Origin of the sequence: Acaryochloris marina MBIC11017 (assembly GCF_000018105.1) — a bacterium.
Lineage (GTDB): Bacteria > Cyanobacteriota > Cyanobacteriia > Thermosynechococcales > Thermosynechococcaceae > Acaryochloris > Acaryochloris marina.
Map to the genome: position 1 here is coordinate 307835 of NC_009925.1, position 17923 is coordinate 325757.

Here is a 17923-nt window from a genome sequence, read left to right on the forward strand (position 1 = left end):
TGCGCTCTGAACAAGAAACTCACTTGAGATTCTTCAAGTGAGTTTCTTATGGTTATTCGCCAGTGGGGTTACTTAATGAACAGCATTTCTTGATAGGTGGGCAAGGGCCAGAAACTATCCGCAATTTCACCTTCTAACGCATCTGCATAGGAACGAACCTCATCCATGAGGGGACGAATGGTTTTGGCACAATACATCATCTGCTCTTCTGTCGAACTAAAGTCATGGGGTTCCATCGCTGCAGATAATTTGCTAGTGACGGCTGCCATCGAATTGGTAAGTTCTGCAATTGTCTTGGCACTGTCCTTATGACAATCGATGCCCAGATCCGACAGGCTGGAGATGGTTGAGGACAACTTGGATAAGTACTCAACCGCTGCTGGATAAATAATGGTTTTGGCCATATTCGTGACCAGCTTTGCTTCCACCTCAATGGAGAGAATGTATTGTTCAGCATAGACTTCAAAGCGGCTTTCCAACTCAACGGGGGTTAAGACACCCGTTTTTTGGAAGAGGTCTTCAATGAATTCTGCTTTGAGATAGGGTAAAGCATCGGCAGTGGTGGGTAAGTTGGCGAGTCCCCGCTCTTCAACGGCCATCTTGTGCCATTCGTCGGAATAGCCATTGCCGCCAAAGACGACTGAACCATGGGTTTCCATCACTTCTTTGAGTACAGTCAAAATGGCTGTATTCAGTTCGAGTCCCTTCGATAACTCACTTTCTAGGCGATTGCCGATCCATTCCAAGGAATCTGCCAGCATGGTATTGAGGACAATCAAGGGACCGGAGACCGATTGGCTGGACCCTACCGCTCGAAATTCAAACCGATTGCCCGTAAAAGCGAAGGGAGAGGTCCGGTTCCGATCGCCTGCGTCTTTGGTCAGGGGAGGCAGGACGTCGATGCCTAAATCCATCACCCCTTTGTGCTTGGAATCCGTGACCGAGCCATTTTTGATTTGCTCAAAGACTTCTTCGAGTTGGGTGCCCAAGTAAACGGACATGATTGCTGGGGGCGCTTCATTGGCACCGAGGCGATGGTCGTTGCTAGCGGTTGCGATCGCAGCTCGCATCAAAGGACCATATTTGTGCACACCCCGAATCACTGCCCCACAGAAGATCAAGAACTGAGCATTCTCATTGGGGGAATCGCCTGGATCTAGCAGGTTGCCTTGGGTGGCGTTGCCCACGGACCAGTTCACATGCTTACCCGACCCGTTAATCCCCGCAAAGGGCTTTTCGTGGAGCAAGCAAATAAACCCATGTTTTTTAGCCGTATGCTTAAGGACCGTCATAATCAACTGCTGATGGTCACTAGCCACATTGGCCGCTTCAAAGAAGGGGGCAATTTCAAATTGTCCCGGAGCCACCTCGTTATGGCGGGTTTTGGCAGGAATGCCGAGTTTATAGAGGGTTTCCTCCACATCCTGCATAAACACCTGAACCCGTTCTGGAATGGCCCCAAAGTAATGATCGTCAAATTCCTGGCCCTTGGCCGGAGCTTTGCCGAATAGGGTGCGCCCCGCTAGCATCAAATCGGGTCTCTGGCTGGCAAAGTTGGAATCGATTAGGAAATATTCTTGCTCAGCCCCACAGCTAGAGTTGACATGGGCAATCTCCGTATGGCCCAACAACTTCAGAACTTTGTTCGCAGCTTTATCCATGGCGGCGATGGAGCGCAACAAGGGGACTTTCTTATCTAACGCTTCCCCAGTCCAGGAAACAAATACGGTGGGAATACACAGGGTGGCTCCATTGTCCGTTTCCATAATATAGGCGGGACTAGTGACATCCCAGCCCGTATAGCCCCGAGCTTCAAAGGTGTCCCGAATACCACCATTGGGGAAGGAAGACCCATCCGGTTCCCCCTGGACGAGCACCTTGCCAGAGAATTCTGAAATAACATTGCCATCCCCTTGAACGGAAATAAAGCCATCATGCTTTTCTGCCGTCAGGTTGGTCATGGGATAAAACACATGGGCGTAGTAGAGAGCCCCTTTGGCAAGTGCCCAATCTCTCATGGCCGTCGCCACGGCATCCGCCACGGACGGGTCTAGCTTTTCCCCCGTGGTAATAGTCTTTTTAATCGATTTGAAGACGGCTTTCGGCAGGCTCGCCTGCATTTTACTTAAGTTAAAGACGTTCTCAGCCCAAATTTTCTCCAGGGATTCAGGAGGCTTGGGTGGCATCAATTCCCGATTGGTAATTTGGTGAACAGCTAGGACTCGGGCTTCATTTCCACTCATGGTGATTCCTCAGGACTCGAACTTCCTGATGGTACGCAAATTTATTCCTTAAAATGGATAGAACGGATACCGAAATACAAACTGACCTGTATCTCACCTTCTATAGGGCAGATTAGACCAGTGAGTAAAAACCTTAAAACTCTTTGAGAGAAGGAATAATGGCGTTACTCAAATCAAAAAAATCCCCTGGTATTAATAGAAAAATAGCTTTAATAAAATTTAACCTATCGTTCTCAACACGCTGAGTTTGTAAATTCAGCAACGCCATTCGAAGTTGGAGTAATCCAAGCCTAGACCTGAATTGCTTTCATTACTGACATGTAATCCAGACCTCTGCTGTGTTCAAAACTACAGAACGCCAGGATCCATTTCGCTTTTCTATAAATAAATTTTTTTCCCAGTGCAGGGGAATTGCTAAACTGGATCTTATTAGGAATCTCTCTCAACAAAATAATTCACTTTAAAATTGAACTTTATGGATATCTCTGCTGCATTACCCACCTTTGTTATCACCCTCCGAGAAGGCGTTGAAGCAGCTCTAGTGGTGGGTATTGTTCTGGCTTGCTTGCAAAAATCGGGAAAAAGTTATCTCAATACCTGGGTTTACCTGGGAATTTTAGCGGGTTTAGTGGGGAGTGTACTTACGGGCTTTCTTTTGAACTGGACCCTTAACTGGGTAACCGTGAGTAACGCCACCTTTGAACCCATTATTGAGCCATTACTGAAAAGTGGCTTATGCCTAACGGCCATTGTCATGTTGAGCTGGATGCTGATCTGGATGACTCAGCAAGCGCGCTCCCTCAAGTCAGAAATCGAAGGCTCATTGATTTCCGCGTTGCAAAAGAATGGCAAGTCTGCGGGATGGGGGGTGTTTATGCTGATTTTAATTGCGGTTCTTCGAGAGGGATTTGAAACCGTCCTGTTTATCTTTACCAATTTGCAGCAAGGAACTGCGGGTAGCGTGGGTGCGATCGCAGGTTTGATCGGAGCCACTGGCATTGGCTTTGGTCTGTTCAAATTCGGGGTCAGAATTAATATCCGCCGCTTTTTCCAGGTGATGGGGATCTTCTTGCTACTGATTGTCTCTGGGTTGGTCGTTTCCGTTTGCAAGAATCTGGATGCCGCCGCCTTTGCTTGGGAACAAATGGCCATTTCTCCCACAAATCTATGTTTTGCCCAGGATTCGTGCCTCCTGGGTCCCCAATTGTGGGATACAAGCAGGGTCCTGTCCGATCATCAATTTCCAGGGTTACTGTTTAAGGCCCTATTGGGTTACCGCGATCAGATTTACTTGGGGCAAGCCGTTGCCTATGGCACGTTCCTCTTCTCCGTCGGCACCCTGTACCTGAGGAGTCTACAACCTCAAGCGGTGGCTCCTACCCCTTCCAAAACCACTGCTTTATGAAGCCTGACGAACGCTGGCGAAAGGAGTGTTATGGCACTTAGAGACTATTTCAAACGGCAAGGTTTGGCCAAAGCCAGATTCACTAATACTATGGACTTCGACATGTAAGTGGGGAGCCGAACTCCAACCCGAATTGCCGCTGTAGCCAATGAGGTCCCCCGTTCTCACCCAATCATTCAACTTGATTGGGATTTTCTTTTTAAAGTTCTGCTGCAAATGAATGTAGGCTGAACGGACTCCATTACTATGTTCTAGCCAAATAAAGTTAAACTTCTCCGCATTTCTACGTCTTCCCCCTTTATCGGGATATTTATCTCGCAAGCCAATCACTCGCCCACCCTGCATGGCATAAACGGGCATGCCAATGGGTACACCAAAGTCATAGGCATATTTCATCCGGCCTTGATGAGTATTGCCTCGGGTTCCTTGACTGAGAAACCCTTTGCCTTGAAGGGGGTGACAATAGCCTTTCATGGCTGTACTAGGCAGATCCGTCAGGGGATGAGTTCCTCGACGATTATCAAACCACTGCTTAACCCCTAACCGATTGAGAAGAAGACTGGGCATGCTAGTGGGGGGATCTGGGAAAGCCCCTCCTTCTGGCATGGATGGAGCGGGTCGAACTGACAATAGGGAGCAACCCGAGCCTAAACCACAAGCCAACGACAAACTCACTAAGGTGGCCGTTTGCTTCAGCCCCTTAGAAATTGGATTTCGAATCGATTGCTTTTGGTGGGTTTTTATAGGAAAATCGCACAAATTCTGTCTATTACTCAATAATTTATAGAAATATTGATAACAATCAGCTTGAAATCCATTTTTCTCTTTCTTTATACGAAAAAAATGATTTTCTGGGGAAATATAATCTGGATAACTCTTATTTCTAAGCTTATTTGAGTGAAGAATAATAGAATTGAATATTGAGGTTAAAGAGGAAAATTCTCTTACCCAGCAAGGAATCTTCTCAACAGGCATATTACTTGAACACACTTTTTAGGCTGACCAACTCTAAAATTGATCAAGATAATAATGTAGTAGCATTGAATACATTCACGCGAATAAAATTTATTCTTTAAATATTGATTGATTGTTTTTATATTAGGAAATGTTAATCATATTTTATTGTTTATAGCCTTGATTCAGGATAGCTATTACACCTTTATAGGAATAAAATAGATTTTGATTTTATCGGTAATTCCTTATTTGATAAGAGGTTGCTGGTGATTTTGTCCCTGCTCGATCCCTAGAGATTTGGAAAGATTCTGAAACGCATTATCCAGTTTGAGAATCTCTCTCTTAGAATCAAAGTCTGGGATAAGCAAGAAGCTGTATGGCTTACAGAAAAGGAGGTACAGCCAAGTTCTCCTTGCTTTAGAATTTTTTTTGACAGAGAAAACCTGTTTTGTCCTGAAAGATGAGAACAGTTTAAAAATCATTAATGCTCTTAAACCCTGCGAAATATAAATTTCTAAATTTGCGATTTTGATTTCAGGGGATTTCGTCTCTAAATACTATAAGCAAGGAAAAAATATGTCTGGTCCAATTAGACTCTGAGTGATGGCCGAAGAAGAGACTGAATTAGAGGCGAATACCGAAAGTCTCGCTACTCTTTATACTGGGTCTACTTTTCGCCAAGGCGGTTCCTGAGCTGCCAAGCAGCTATTGTCCATTACCCGAAAGTGAGTATCAGTTGATATTGTGGCGTTCAAGAAATCTGATCAGGGTGTGTAAGCCTAACCCTTGTCGTTTTGTGAGTGCGGGAAGACTGAACAGTTGGGAGATAGGGATTTGGCTAGCTGAATGCGCTTAGAAAAGGATCTTGGGGCCTTTTCTCATCAGAGGTGCTTTTTTGCAGATGTGGGCTGCTTGATATTGCTTGGGGGAGAAACCCGTTAAAAATATATGCGACATTAGAGAACAGTTGGAAGTTCTGCTAGGTAATGGGTAAAAACTGGGCAATTGCCATTGGGATTAACGATTATCAAAATATGCGTCCGCTGAAATTTGCCCGAAAAGACGCGGAGGCGGTGTGCCAGTTTTTTCAGGAGTCCTTGCATTTCGATAAGGTAGATTTGTTTGCCAAAGGGGCAGAGCCTGTCCGCTATGAAGATGGTCCTCCCATTCAAGCTGACCCTACTGTCGGCAATTTAGATACGTTTTTTGATGTCCGGTTTGAACACCCATTTCTAGAGCCAGGAGATAACCTGTGGTTTTTCTTTGCTGGGCATGGCAAACGCCACAAGGGGCGAGATTATTTGATGCCGATTGATGGCAGCCCCCGTCGTGTTGAAAGGATGGGTATTGCCATTGATTATATTGCTGAGCGACTGCGACGTAGTGGGGCGGATAATGTGATTTTGATGATTGACGCCTGCCGAGGCGAGGATGATCGGGATGGGGGTGAAGGGGTGGGTCGGCAACAGCAGAAAGGGATTATTACTCTGTTTGCCTGTAGCCCCAATGAGCTGTCCTATGAAATTGAGGAGATAGAGCAAGGGGCGTTTACCCATACGCTGCTTGCCGGACTCCAGATCCAGGGGGCGGGTAATTGCGCGACGGTGGAACGTTTGAGCCAATACCTGAGGGCGCAGGTGCCCGAGGTTAACCGTCGGTATAATAAACCTGCTCAGACGCCATATACTCGGATAGAACCTGAATCGAAGCTGCATTTTATTTTGCTGCCGGGGCAAGCCACGCTGCAAGATGTAGCCACAATGAAAATTGATGCCCTGGTAGCTGAGACGGAAAATGATTTGGATGGGGCTGAGCATCTGTGGACTCGGGTGTTAGCAGCTTCTCAGGCAGACTTTCAAGCGATTAAGGGATTACAGCGAATTGCGGTCAAACGGGCAACGGGCCAGTCCCTTAGATCGACACCGACTCCAAGTCCAGAGACGCTAACCACTGGGGCTGATAACTCTTCCCGAGAACCTGCGAGTAATCTTCCGCCAGAATCGAAGGACAACCTGGCTGACAACAAACCGTCTAAACCTCAACCCTCAAGGGTGACGTTTTCGGTGGTCAAGGTGAATGCCCAAGGCGAGGTGATTGAGCAGCAAGAGCAACAGACAGAACAAAGCTTGGTAATGTTGCCGGGAGAAGTCCCCCTATCTCTGGTTCACATTCCCCAGGGGAAGTTTTGGATGGGTGCCCAGAAGAATGAAATAGATGCTCAAGATACTGAATACCCTAGGCATCAGGTATCGGTGCCCTCTTTTTGGATGGGGCAATATCCGGTAACACAACGACAGTGGCAAGCGATTGCGGGGCTGAGCAAAGTCAAGGTGGATCTGGATCCAGACTGTTCCAATTTCAAAGGAGAGGCTTTACCTGTGGAGAAGGTGTCTTGGTATCAGGCCGTTGAATTTTGTGAGCGCCTATCACGACATTCCGGCCAAGACTATCGGTTACCGACTGAGGCAGAGTGGGAATATGCCTGTCGAGCGGGTACCGAAACCCCTTTTTATTGTGGGGAAACTATTACAACAGATCAAGCCAATTACTGTGGTGATGCCACCTATGGGAACGGTCCAAAAGGGCAGTATAGATCGAAAACCATAGCCGTCGGTTCATCTGCTGCCAATGCCTTTGGCTTATTTGCCATGCATGGCAATGTCTGGGAATGGTGTCTGGATCATTGGCATGAGGATTATACAAACGCTCCTACCGATGGGACTGCTTGGTTAAGTGAAAATGATAATCATTATCGTCTGCTGCGGGGCGGTTCCTGGGGCAACTCTCCGAGGAGCTGCCGCTCGGCCTCGCGCCTCAGGCTCAGGCCCGACTCCCAGAACGACTGCGTCGGTTTCCGTGTCGTGTGTGTTTCGGCGAGGGCCTTCTAGCCCTTTACCCTCTTTCCCTTTTGCCCTTTGATCGAATTATTTTTTAAATTATCCTAATAAATAAAATCTTTATGGAAGATCTACCCGTTATTCAAAAGACATACGATTGTATTCGCTGGTATGTACCGATTCTGAGTAAATTGCCTCGCCATCATCGCTATACCTTGGGAGATCGTATGATTTCTAGCTTATATGACCTCCTGGAAGGATTGATTACAGCCCGATATTCCCGCAATAAGCTGCCCCTGCTAGAAACCCTCAATAGCAAGCTAGATATTCTGCGGTATCAAACCCGTCTGATGCAAGACTTTGAACTGATATCCGGCCAGCGGTATGAAAATGCCAGCCTCTTCCTCCACGAGATTGGTTTAGACCTGGGGGGCTGGATTAAGCAACAGCGGAGGCGGTAGCACTATGCGGCGGGTCGGCAACTTGTGGCCCCAAATCATTGCCTTTCAGAATTTGATTCAAGCGGCGCGGCAGGCTCAAAAAGGCAAGCGATATCGAGCCAATGTTCTGCAATTCAACCATCACCTAGAAACTGAACTGTTCACGATTCAGTCTGAACTAGCCACGCAAACCTACACCCCAGGCCCCTATCGAACCTTTGAAATCTTTGAGGGCGTTGTTGCATGAATAGGTGCTGCGGATTAGGCGCGGGCTAGAGTTTATGTACCACCAAAAACCGCTAGCCCATGAGTTACCAAATCCGCAACTGGTCCGAGTATAACGCTGGTCTCAAACAGCGGGGAAGTGTGACCTTCTGGCTCGAACAATCAGCTATCGTTCATTGGCTAGAAACCACACCGAGACAAAAGCGGGGAGCCTCTCTGACCTATAGCGATACAGCAATCTCCACCTTCGAGACCGTCAAATGTATCTATGGTTTAGCAGGGCGTCAAACCGAAGGATTTCTAAATTCATTGTTTGAGTTGATGGGAATTGAGCTTCCCGTTTGTGACCACAGCACCGTCTCTCGGCGGAAAGGTCAGCTATCGATTTCATTGCCCGTTATACCTAAGCAAGGTGCCATTCACGTCGTTATCGATAGCACAGGGGTCAAAGTCTATGGTGAAGGAGAGTGGAAAACCAGGCAACATGGTGTGAGCAAACGTCGGACGTGGCGTAAACTTCACTTGAGTGTTGATGAGTCCACTGGAGAAATTCTCACGGGTGTCGTGACAACCAATGACGTTCAGGATGGTGAAGTGTTTGAAGATCTCCTTGAAGGCATCGACGATGAGATTGAACAGGTCTCTGCTGACGGAGCCTATGACCAAAGTCATTGCTATGATGCCCTCATGGAGCGCAATGCCACAGCTGCAATTCCCCCAAGGAAGAATGCCAAAATTTGGCAACATGGAAACTGCAATGCTCCACCCCATCCACGAGATCAAAATCTCAGAGCCATCCGAAAACAGGGACGAAAGAGGTGGAAAAAACAAGCCCACTATCATCGGCGGTCTCTAGCTGAAACGACGATGTTTCGCTTCAAAACTATCTTTGGGGGTCAGGTACGTTCCCGTAACTTTGATAATCAAGCCACAGAGTTACTCCTGCAGTGTGCGGCACTCAATCGAATGATTCAGATCGCCAAACCCGAGACTGTTTGGGTTGAAGCTTAAGAATAACGAGGAGAGGCAATTCATCTAGCCTTTACGCGATTCATGCAACAAAGCCATCTTTGAGCCTAAATTGCGGTTGATATCGGCGGCCCCCTATCGGGACCGAGTCGTTCACCATGCCCTTTGCAATGTTATTATTCCGGTGTTTGAACCGACGCTTATTAGCGATTCCTATGCCAATCGGTGGGGATATGGCACCCATCGAGCCGTGCAGCGGTTTACGCAGTTTGCTCGCTCCAGCCGATATGTATTGCAGTGCGATATTCGCAAATATTTCCCCTCCATTGATCATGGCCTGCTGAAGGCTGGCCTACGCCGCAAAATCAAGTGTCCAAAAACCCTCTGGCTGATTGACCAAATCATCGATCACAGCAATCCCCAAGCAACAGTCCTTGAATATTTCCCCGGTGATGATTTACTCACTCCCCTTGCCCATCGCCGAGGGCTACCTATTGGCAACCTAACCAGTCAGTTTTTTGCCAATGTCTATCTGAATGGGTTCGATCACTTTGTCAAAGAGCAGTTGAAAACCAAAAAATACGTCAGATATGTGGATGACTTTGCCCTGTTCGATGACAGCCGTGAACAGTTAGTTCAAGCTCGCCAAGCTATCGAAGCCTATTTAAACCAACTCCGACTCAAAATTCATCCGATCAAAAGCCAAATCGTCGCCACCCACCATGGCGTCGCTTTTTTGGGATTTCGGATTTTCCCCGCTCATATTCGCGTCCAGAATGCCAATATCCGCAGGAGCCGTAAAAGATTACGAAAACTACAAAAAGCCTATGCACAAGGTGAAATTAGTGCCACGATGATCGATCAATCGATTCAAAGTTGGGTTGCCCACCTTAGCCATGCTGATACTTGGCAACTGCGACAACGGATATTTGCTGACCTTGTGTTTGCAAGGCAGTAGAGATGGGCTAGACACAACCGTGCTGCGGGGCGGTTCCTGGAACAACAATCCGAGGAACTGCCGCTCGGCCACGCGCAACAGGAACAAACCCGACAACCAGAACAACAACGTCGGTTTCCGTGTCGTGTGTGTTTCGGCGAGTACTCTCCGTACCAGAACTGAGTGATGGGAATCCCTCGGGCGTGTGCTAGAAGAGTCCAGGTCTAGTCCAGAGATGCGGGTAACGGCATCCAAAAATCAAACCGGGCTGAATAGCTTCGTAAGCCATATGCTGAGCAGTTATTCAGCCCAAGCCAGACAACTTATGTGGGGAATTTTATGTCAGACACAATTGAACTTTGGGTGGTAGCGGAAGCCGAATCTGAAGTGGACGTGGACACTGGAAATCGTGGTGATGGAAGTCGTGACGCTGAATTCACCGGACCAAGTTTTGGTGAAAAGGTAGATCGGGCAACTCAGAAATTGATTTCCCTAACTCGCAAACGAGTACCTGTGGATGTAGCCATGCTCAAAAAACAAATGAATGGCATGATGCAAGTGGTGGATGAGCTATTTATCCAATCAGAAATTCAAACCAAAATGCAGCTGGATGAAGTAGAGCTAAAAGTTGAAATTAACGCAGAAGGTCAACTTAGTCTCGTAGGGAATGGCGGTAAGCTGGGGAATACAGGCGGAATCACCTTGAAATTTAGCCGTCCTAAGTCCTAGATACGACCTAACACTAACCAATGGCAACCCCCTGGGCGATCACCATGAGGATTACCCCTACGACCATTTCCAGTTTGTCAAACTAGGTGCGAAGTTACTTTTTAGTTATCCTGCAATTTTTATCAGTAGTTTAGTCGGCGGGTACAATCCTGCCTAAAACAATCTTTGGGACACTCAAAAGAAAAGCGATGGCCTTCGTTTTATCAAAAGCCATCGCCATCAGTCAACGCCAACACAACCTGGAGAACCTCAACCTAACGCCACATCTCGCGCCAAGCCCCCACAACATTAAAACCATTGCCTACGGGCTTAATTTTCAAAGAACCATAGTTGAAATGGTTACAGACGGGTCCAAAAACACTGCCACAAATATCACTCGCTCCCGCTCCTTTTAGGGATCGAGTCCCCAAATGACTATAGGTTGATTGCCCCCATTGACCATTTCCAAACCAAGTTGTGAAGTAACGCTTGGGGGCGTAACTTCCCTGTGGACCAACCTTTAAGACACATCGTAGTCCTCTACCTTGGCGACCTTTTGGCGGCGCAATTAAATCTGCAACCCGATATTGATCAAAAAACTTACCGCAGGTGCGCGCCCGACGTAAGGGTTGATATTGAGTCGTTCGCACCTGTATCCATTCTTCATTCCAGGCTCCAGTTACTTGGATTCGACTGGGAGAGATCATCCTGACCCGTAGGTTGCCGGGAAAATTATTCTTAAAATGTTCGCCATTACCATAGATGTCCGACGCATAGCCCCGCATTAAGCGACGATTTCCAAACGCATGGCCAACGTGACGATAGGATTTTCCATTCCAATTCCCTTCGCCATACCAAGCAATTTTGGGAAGTCGTCGAGATCCACGTCTGACGGTAGAGACCTTCACACAACGGATTCCTCGACCTCTCTGCCGATTTAAAGACCGGACCACAAAGGTTTTGAGATGGCGACCGCAGGAAAATTTCTGGGTTTTGAGGGGGCGCTGGCTAAAGGTGCGCTGGTGAAGGGTTTGCGCATTGATAGCGGGTGCCATAGAAAGGGCCAAAACCCCACCTAAAGCGAGCGACTTCAGTTGATTAATCTTTGCAGACATGACCTGACTCCTGTACATAGTGAAAGGGAAAAGCTCCCTACACTCGTCTATAGGTTGGAGTCCGATTGATTATGCAGTGATTAAAGCAAAAGACTTCGTTTTCTTCAGATCCTAATAGGCCAAATTAAATGGCTGGCAGAGGTTCTGGCTGTTCTTGACCCGCCCCAAATCCTATCGCCCCACTCGAATAAGTCGTACCAAAATTCTGAACGAGTTGATTAACCTGACTCAAGGCTGACCGAAAATCGCGATCTTGCAGCGAAGACAGGGGATGAAGAAAGGTAGCAAAGACAATGCCATTACTGACTGCATACCGACCATCCAAAGCGGTGTGGAAATTGGCAAGCAGCATATTATCCCGCTGTTCTGGGGTGATCTCCGCTGCCTTTTTGATGGGAGCCAGAATTCGCATCCGATCATGCTGCGCACTAGTCAGTATGAGCATGGTTCGCCCGTCATACTTAAAGCTAATCTGCCCTTGCTCAACTTGAACATCGGAGGCTTCATCCCGCAGAATCGTTTCCAGCTGCTCAATGGTGGTCGATCCTGCTGTGGGACTTTCGGATTGAATGGCTTTGGGAAGGAGCTGAGCCTGAACTGCATTGAGCTTTGTCTGCGGCAGGAGTTCGGTCTGAGCCCTCGCCCAAGTCAAGGAGGCGATCGCTCCCACAAACAGAACTAATAGAGACATCCTTTTCATGACAGCACCCTGACCAGCTAACTGCTTTAGCATAAACATCTAAAGTGAGAATTCCCTGAATCCAGCCTCAACGCAACGGGTGGGGCTTAGTCTTTGGATCCTGAGTCGTAAGCTAGCGGTCTATCACCCCCCACTCACAGGGGGAATTAACACCACTTCATCGCCAGGTTGTAAAGGCGTATCCCCAGAGACAAAGTCCAAATTGACGCCAAAATGGGTCACAGACTGTAAGGACGCCAGTTCGGGATATTGCTCCCAAAAATATTGACCGACGTGGGCCACGATTGAGCCATCTGGAAATTCGAGTTCTAACTCTGGGGAACCCACTACCTCCTGATAAGCGGCAAACAGCTTGACGGTTACTTTAATGTTGGGAGCAGACATTCTTAAGCATGCATTCCGCATTCTGTACGGGCTTTTCCTCGCCAACGACCGGCCCGCTCTTCTTCACCAGGCTTCGTCATGGTGGTTAAAGGCTCATCGCCGATACTGGCATAACCCTGATCATAAAGGGGGTTATACAACACCTGATTGTTGACCAGATAGTTCCACACATCTTTGTAAGACCAGTTGGCTAGGGGATTCACTTTTAAGCGCCCGTCTCGATCGCATTCAAAAATCGGCATCTTTGCTCGGGTAGAAGACTGATCTCGTCGCCTGCCCGTAATCCAGGTGGCGACCTGAAGCTGTTCGAGTCCTCGCCGCAACGGTTCAACTTTGGTTAGTTGATGAAATTGTTCTAAATCCGTTTCCCAGAGCTGCTCACCATAGTGTTGAGCAAATTCAGCACGGGACGTCACACCTTGGGGGCGAAAAATTTGCAAATCTACCCCGTAATGGGCCTGAGCGTCGTTGGCCAGTTTTAGGGTTTCTGGAAAATGGTGCAGGGTATCCAAAAACAAGACCGGAATGGAAGGATTGGGATTGAGGTCTTTGTAAAGCAGGTCCATAATCACCATGCCACTCGCCCCAAATGCGGTGCTCTGGATCAGCCCCTCAGGTAGATTCTCTAAACACCACGTCAAAATACTTTTGGGATGAGCCTTATCCAACTGCTGATTCAGCTGATCAATATCAACTGTCTGCTGCTTGGGGGTCTCGATGCATGGATCCATAGTGCCAATGCCAACCTATTTCAAATTCGGTACGAACATTCTAACTGCTTATTCCCCGAATCTCCACCGGATAACCGTAGTATAAAGTTCGGTCCCGTTGAGTTGGACACAGCTTAGGGGGTTGGCGAAGGCCAATGGTGTAACCAATTTGACAGTTTTCTTAGCCAGAGTATGGTCACACACTCTTCTCTATCAGCAAATGCCTGCAATGCTGCAGGCATTTGCTCCCTTCCCGCCATAAGATTATGGAACAAGTGAAAATATAAAATTCAGGCTGTTTTGAACTTGTTCAGCCGATAGAAACTGGTTAGCAGCAAAGAACTCATGGAGCTGTTGTTTGATCTGTGTCAGGGTCGTTCCAAGAGGGAGATGGTGCAGACATCGTAAGCGTAGTAAGTGAATCACATATTCAACCAAGTTCAACTTGGGAGAGTAGGACGGCAAATATAAAAACTCAACTTGAATCGATTGGGTGAGCCCCATCTGCTCTAGATGGATAGCGAGTTGGGAGCGCATCTTGCCCTTATGGGTCGGATTGTTATCGAGAATAAGGCACAGTTGAGTGTAGCCCAGCTCAACGCTATCCAGACATAGGTCTGCAAAGTACTCAGAGATATAGCAGTCGCCATATTGAGAAGGACTTAAACTAGAGAAGTATTTTATTCCTTCTCCTGTGTGATGCCCAAAATTTATAGTTACGACCTACGTTGCAAAGTGATAGATGCGATTGAGCTAGATGGGATGCGCCCTTCTGAGGCTAGTGAGCTGTTCGATATCAGTCGTAACACCATTAACCAATGGCAACACCTCAAGGCGGAAACGGGTGATTTGCATCCCAAGCCAGTCCATCATCCTGGCCATAGCCATAAAATCACTGACTGGGACAAGTTTCGAGCGTTTGCCCACAAGCATCGTCATAAAACCCAAGCTCAGATGGCTCAACTATGGGATGGAGAGATTAGTGATCGAACCATCTCAAGAGCCCTCCAGAAAATCGGATTTACTCGAAAAAAAAACATATGGGTACCGAGAACGAGATAAGCACAAACGGGCAGCGTTCATCAAACGTCTGAGTACCGTGGACCCAGACGATATCGTCTATGCGGATGAGTCGGGCATGGATCATCGAGACGAGTATGACTATGCTTATGGCCCCAAAGGTGAGCGGGTTTATGCTTTGAAGACTGGGCGTAGAAGCGGCCGAGTCAATATGATTGCGGCGTTGAGAGCAAAGCAGTTGATGGCACCGTTCACGATCGAAGGAGCTTGCAATCGGACTGTGTTTGAACTTTGGCTAGAGCGTTGCTTGATACCCGTGCTCAAGCCTGGGCAGAAGCTGGTGATAGATAATGCCACTTTTCACAAGGGAGGACAAATACAGGAATTAGTGGAAAAAGCAGGATGTGAGGTTTGGTATTTACCGCCTTATTCCCCTGACTTGAACAAGATTGAGCGGTCTTGGTCTTGGATTAAAAGTCGCATCCGTCACCAATTAGAACATTTTGGATCTCTCAGAGAAGCAATGGAACATGTTCTACATCTAGTGTCCTGAATAGAATGGCGACTGCTATATCTTCTGTTTTAGCCTGTGGGCTCAGAGCGAAATACTCTTCGCCACTGTGGGCATCGACGCACAGTAACCCATTGAGCTTGTTGCGAGCCCGCTCATTACTCTTGACCTGTGGACGAGTGTTGCGTTCTGCCCAGCCATAGAACAACCTAGGACGCTCAGACACCGCAAATTCGTCAAAGAACAAGATGCGCTCATCCGATTGTCGTGATTGCAGTTTTTTTAACAGCCGCCACCCACTCTTTCTGGGCGTTCAGGTCAGCATTCGCATAGTCACGATGGGCGCGTTGGTAAGATAACCCCAACTCTGATAGCAATTCGTAGATACGCGAATCTTTCAGCTGCACCTCGAAACGCTGCTCAATCACAACGGCTAAAATTGCACCTGTCCACATATTGCGGTCAATACCATAGTCTGTCGGACGTTGCGTCAGAACCATCTCTTTGAGTTGTTGTTGTTCCTCTGGGCTCAACCGACTAGGTTTTTGATGTCGAATGGATTGGACCAAGCCCTGGAGTCCACCATCGAGATATTTGTCCATCCAACGCGTTAACGTATCATAGCTACACCCCACTTGTTCGCTCACTTGGGTACGACTGTGTCCTTCATTCAGCAATTTGATCGCGGTCAAGCGCTGTCGAATGTAGTGTTGTTGATTGCGGTAGTAGAATTTCTGCCACTCATCCGCATCAAAAGGCTTGTCCAGAAAGGCTTGTGTTCGATTCAATGTGACTATTTGCTCTTTTCCCCATTTTACAGCGGGAAGGGAGTAATCCTAACGGACTTGTCCCGATGCCCCTCAAAGCATCTCTGTTTTCTACAGAGTAGGCCCGCTAAAAGCGGAAATACCACTGACTATGCTGGACTTCAGACGTTTCGCCATAGCTACTGATGGATACCGACCGGAGTTTACTCAGGAGGGTTTGAGCATTACTTTCCAGCTTAGAAATAACGGGTAGATTCTTTTTCAGAATGGGCTTCATCACAGGCCAATCTATATATAAGAACCCTTGATTGGGCTGATCGAAGGGTGCGATCGCATCTTGAAACGACCGCTGATTAGTCAAGGCATCACTGCCAGCATCCAGGGCTAACCCTAGAGCCTCGGGTGAGCTGGCCAAGATCTTTTGGTTATCAATATTGGCGTAGGCCCCTGTCACTTCCGTCTTGAAGGTGAGGTTGCTACCGCGAGTATCATCGATTTCTTGAGAGACCAAACGGGTCCAGGCATAGACCTTGCGACCGGCTAGCTCAAACGGACTTGTGCCTAGATCCTGTTCCGTTGCTAGCTCATTTAAATGAGTCGCCAACTGCTTGTTTTTATCGCTATTGGTCTGCTCATAGGCAAAAAGCCAATCTGCTTCTGAATTCGCCTGAGCCGACAAGACAGGCGACAAGGAATCCGGCAACAGTGCCCAAGCATAGTCCCCATCGACCCAAGGGAAAATTTTGCTGGTGAGGTTGAGGCCGTGGGTTTTCCCCCAAGTGCCGAGAGTTTGATTCACCCAAGATTTGAGATTGGGATAGCCTTGCAAATCCTGGTTGATTTGAGACCATAGGGTGCCTAAATTCGATCCAGAGACCACAAACGGACTATTGCCGGGGAAATAACTAAGGGCCGCCATCGGCTCTTGCTGGGTTGTCTTAACGGCGGGTAGGTCTCGTCCGGCCTTGGCAACCAAAGCGGTCTCAGCCAACAGCCCCTGCCGAGATTCACCAAAGGCAATCCCCAAGCTGCGATAGGTGGGTGGGGTGGTGGCCGCTTGACCAGAAATGGCCGGAAGCAGCTTTTCTAAATCCAGATAGGCCATCCCAGACTGTTGTTTTTGAGTCAGGGATGCGATCGCAGTTTTGTACTCGGACCGTTTCGCCAACTGCGTGGCCGGTTTTTTAGACGAATCAACCGCCTGCTCTAAAACCTGACGCTGATTGGCAATTAAGACAAAGCGATCATCCAACTTAGCGGTGGTCAAATATCGAACCGGCTTCAACAATCCTGGTAGACGAGCAGACGTAGCCACATTGGGCGACATATCCGCCGAAATCAGATCGACCCCAGCATACCGTTCAAAATTTATCGTCTGGCCGTCCGTGGCCTGCTGCTGCCAAATCCGCTCCAAGAAGGCATCTGCATCCCGATTATTTCGGGTTTTAACCGCCAGCAAATATCCAGGCTGCCCTTTCTCCAAACTGGTCAAGGCGAAGGTCATTTCGTCACTCACCCAGGGGCGAATATCCTTTTGATAATCGATGCCCCCAGTGGCCAGCAAAGTCGCAGGTAAATCCGTTAGTTGGGAAGAGGCTCCTGCTGACTCATTTCCAGCCATCTTTAATGGGCTCCCCGTCAACGAAACCATTAAAGACGTTGTATCAGGCATAAAATGGGCCGATTCAGGGCCTAACTCAGGCTCTGGCTGAGGCGGGGCCAATTCAGGTTCAGGCTCAAGGGCCCAGACGGGTCCGCTCCAAATCAGCAGGGCAAGAACACTGGCTAGTAACTGAAGAAAAACAGAACGAAGTTTTACCATAGAGTGCGAAAGTCAGGCTCATAAAGACCAGATATTGCAGTGGGGCTGAGAAAAACCCACAGAAGCTATTTGACCGTATCAGCCCCATTATTTCAGCAAACTGCACCTGAACAAGTTAAGCAATCTAAAATCTACAAGTCACGGCATCTATTCCCCATCAGGCCTTCTTGCCACGT

General features: G+C 47.9%; 15 protein-coding genes and 3 pseudogenes. 9 read left to right on the top strand and 9 right to left on the bottom strand.

Going from position 1 to position 17923, the window contains the following annotated elements; translation table 11 throughout:
• Positions 1–68: 68 nt before the first annotated feature.
• A complete protein-coding gene (locus AM1_RS01450) occupies positions 69–2243 on the bottom strand; it encodes a glutamine synthetase III family protein (protein ID WP_012161005.1) in 2175 nt (724 codons plus the stop codon).
• Positions 2244–2718: 475 nt separating this feature from the next.
• Here AM1_RS01450 and AM1_RS01455 point away from each other — a divergent pair, with 475 nt between their 5' ends.
• Complete coding sequence (locus tag AM1_RS01455; RefSeq protein ID WP_012161007.1) at positions 2719–3648, top strand: FTR1 family iron permease; 930 nt, start codon at positions 2719–2721, stop codon at positions 3646–3648.
• On the opposite strand, the gene AM1_RS01460 is transcribed toward AM1_RS01455, so the two are convergent.
• Positions 3643–4425: a M23 family metallopeptidase gene (locus AM1_RS01460; protein ID WP_238549137.1), complete on the bottom strand. Its 783-nt coding sequence runs from the start codon at positions 4423–4425 to the stop codon at positions 3643–3645. The two genes, AM1_RS01455 and AM1_RS01460, sit on opposite strands and share 6 nt — an antisense overlap.
• Positions 4426–5588: 1163 nt before the next feature.
• On the opposite strand from AM1_RS01460, the gene AM1_RS01470 reads away from it, so the two are divergent.
• The 7 genes and pseudogenes from AM1_RS01470 (at position 5589) to AM1_RS01495 (ending at position 10739) form a co-directional block, all read left to right on the top strand.
• A complete protein-coding gene (locus AM1_RS01470) occupies positions 5589–7490 on the top strand; it encodes an SUMF1/EgtB/PvdO family nonheme iron enzyme (protein ID WP_012161010.1) in 1902 nt (633 codons plus the stop codon).
• Between the two features lie 71 nt (positions 7491–7561).
• A complete protein-coding gene (avd, locus tag AM1_RS01475; RefSeq protein WP_012161011.1) occupies positions 7562–7900 on the top strand; it encodes a diversity-generating retroelement protein Avd in 339 nt (112 codons plus the stop codon).
• 4 nt (positions 7901–7904) lie between these two features.
• On the top strand, positions 7905–8126 hold the full coding sequence (locus AM1_RS01480; protein WP_012161012.1) for a hypothetical protein: 222 nt from the start codon (positions 7905–7907) through the stop codon (positions 8124–8126).
• Between the two features lie 59 nt (positions 8127–8185).
• Complete coding sequence (locus AM1_RS01485) at positions 8186–9115, top strand: IS5-like element ISAcma6 family transposase (protein WP_012161013.1); 930 nt, start codon at positions 8186–8188, stop codon at positions 9113–9115.
• Positions 9116–9170: 55 nt separating this feature from the next.
• Positions 9171–10031: pseudogene (locus AM1_RS42970) on the top strand (RNA-directed DNA polymerase); the annotation flags it as partial.
• Positions 9970–10197: a formylglycine-generating enzyme family protein gene (locus AM1_RS44190; RefSeq protein ID WP_148215647.1), complete on the top strand. Its 228-nt coding sequence runs from the start codon at positions 9970–9972 to the stop codon at positions 10195–10197. The pseudogene AM1_RS42970 and the gene AM1_RS44190, both read left to right, overlap by 62 nt.
• Positions 10198–10349: 152 nt before the next feature.
• A complete protein-coding gene (locus AM1_RS01495; RefSeq protein WP_012161015.1) occupies positions 10350–10739 on the top strand; it encodes a Pepco domain-containing protein in 390 nt (129 codons plus the stop codon).
• A 254-nt stretch (positions 10740–10993) separates the two neighbouring features.
• Here AM1_RS01495 and AM1_RS01500 read toward each other — a convergent pair whose 3' ends face one another.
• The 5 genes and pseudogenes from AM1_RS01500 to AM1_RS39550 form a co-directional block, all read right to left on the bottom strand.
• Entirely contained in the window at positions 10994–11833 is an 840-nt protein-coding gene (locus tag AM1_RS01500) for a hypothetical protein (RefSeq protein WP_012161016.1), read from the bottom strand.
• A 124-nt stretch (positions 11834–11957) separates the two neighbouring features.
• Entirely contained in the window at positions 11958–12524 is a 567-nt protein-coding gene (locus AM1_RS01505; protein ID WP_012161017.1) for a hypothetical protein, read from the bottom strand.
• Positions 12525–12656: 132 nt separating this feature from the next.
• Positions 12657–12917 (bottom strand): MoaD/ThiS family protein, encoded by a 261-nt coding sequence (locus tag AM1_RS01510; protein WP_041658633.1) that lies wholly within the window; start codon positions 12915–12917, stop codon positions 12657–12659.
• 2 nt (positions 12918–12919) lie between these two features.
• Positions 12920–13648: a phosphoadenosine phosphosulfate reductase gene (gene cysH / locus AM1_RS01515; protein ID WP_012161019.1), complete on the bottom strand. Its 729-nt coding sequence runs from the start codon at positions 13646–13648 to the stop codon at positions 12920–12922.
• A 243-nt stretch (positions 13649–13891) separates the two neighbouring features.
• Positions 13892–14326, bottom strand: a pseudogene (locus tag AM1_RS39550) (transposase); the annotation flags it as partial.
• On the opposite strand from AM1_RS39550, the gene AM1_RS01530 reads away from it, so the two are divergent.
• Positions 14327–15200, top strand: a protein-coding gene (locus AM1_RS01530; protein ID WP_076611737.1) for an IS630-like element ISAcma25 family transposase whose coding sequence is annotated in 2 segments (ribosomal slippage) — positions 14327–14656 and positions 14658–15200 — 873 coding nt in all. Because the reading frame shifts where the segments join, the coding sequence is not laid out codon by codon here.
• Positions 15201–15213: 13 nt separating this feature from the next.
• On the opposite strand, the pseudogene AM1_RS01535 reads toward AM1_RS01530, so the two are convergent.
• Positions 15214–15946 (bottom strand): annotated as a pseudogene (locus AM1_RS01535) (IS630-like element ISAcma32 family transposase); the annotation flags it as partial.
• Between the two features lie 106 nt (positions 15947–16052).
• Positions 16053–17747: a DUF3352 domain-containing protein gene (locus AM1_RS01540; RefSeq protein WP_012161025.1), complete on the bottom strand. Its 1695-nt coding sequence runs from the start codon at positions 17745–17747 to the stop codon at positions 16053–16055.
• Positions 17748–17923: the final 176 nt, after the last annotated feature.

Bases quoted from the DNA above. Each gene is read 5' to 3' on its own strand.
- AM1_RS01455 (WP_012161007.1), top strand. From the start codon at position 2,719: ATGGATATCTCTGCTGCATTACCCACCTTTGTTATCACCCTCCGAGAA.
- AM1_RS01450 (WP_012161005.1), bottom strand. From the start codon at position 2,243: ATGAGTGGAAATGAAGCCCGAGTCCTAGCTGTTCACCAAATTACCAAT.
- AM1_RS01500 (WP_012161016.1), bottom strand. From the start codon at position 11,833: ATGTCTGCAAAGATTAATCAACTGAAGTCGCTCGCTTTAGGTGGGGTT.
- AM1_RS44190 (WP_148215647.1), top strand. From the start codon at position 9,970: ATGCTGATACTTGGCAACTGCGACAACGGATATTTGCTGACCTTGTGT.
- avd (WP_012161011.1), top strand. From the start codon at position 7,562: ATGGAAGATCTACCCGTTATTCAAAAGACATACGATTGTATTCGCTGG.
- AM1_RS01510 (WP_041658633.1), bottom strand. From the start codon at position 12,917: ATGTCTGCTCCCAACATTAAAGTAACCGTCAAGCTGTTTGCCGCTTAT.
- AM1_RS01540 (WP_012161025.1), bottom strand. From the start codon at position 17,747: ATGGTAAAACTTCGTTCTGTTTTTCTTCAGTTACTAGCCAGTGTTCTT.
- AM1_RS01505 (WP_012161017.1), bottom strand. From the start codon at position 12,524: ATGTCTCTATTAGTTCTGTTTGTGGGAGCGATCGCCTCCTTGACTTGG.
- AM1_RS01480 (WP_012161012.1), top strand. From the start codon at position 7,905: ATGCGGCGGGTCGGCAACTTGTGGCCCCAAATCATTGCCTTTCAGAAT.
- AM1_RS01495 (WP_012161015.1), top strand. From the start codon at position 10,350: ATGTCAGACACAATTGAACTTTGGGTGGTAGCGGAAGCCGAATCTGAA.
- AM1_RS01485 (WP_012161013.1), top strand. From the start codon at position 8,186: ATGAGTTACCAAATCCGCAACTGGTCCGAGTATAACGCTGGTCTCAAA.
- AM1_RS01470 (WP_012161010.1), top strand. From the start codon at position 5,589: ATGGGTAAAAACTGGGCAATTGCCATTGGGATTAACGATTATCAAAAT.
- cysH (WP_012161019.1), bottom strand. From the start codon at position 13,648: ATGGATCCATGCATCGAGACCCCCAAGCAGCAGACAGTTGATATTGAT.